The organism is Sporosarcina aquimarina (assembly GCF_023715615.1).
In the GTDB taxonomy this organism is placed as follows: Bacteria; Bacillota; Bacilli; order Bacillales_A; family Planococcaceae; genus Sporosarcina; species Sporosarcina aquimarina_A.
In genome coordinates, this window is sequence record NZ_JAMBOM010000034.1 from 1 (window position 1) to 255 (window position 255).

General features: G+C 43.5%; 1 rRNA gene. It reads left to right on the top strand.

From position 1 onward, the window contains the following. Window positions 1-166: 166 nt before the first annotated feature. Window positions 167-255: ribosomal RNA gene (locus tag M3197_RS17270) — 23S ribosomal RNA — on the top strand; the annotation flags it as partial.

A 255-nucleotide genomic window follows, 5' to 3' on the forward strand; every position in this document is an offset into this window, starting at 1 on the left:
GCTAAATACTCTTCAAACTTGTTCATTGAAAACTGGATAAAACGACATTGAAGCAACAAATCAAGACAATCAACCGAGTCGGACACTATTCGTAGTGAGCCGAACAGCGATTCTTTTGTTCTTTCTTCTCATTCATCGCTGAATGAAAGAAGAACGTTAACTTTTTGGTTAAGTTAGAAAGGGCGCACGGCGGATGCCTTGGCACTAGGAGCCTAAGAAGGACGGCACTAACACCGATATGCTTCGGGGAGCTGT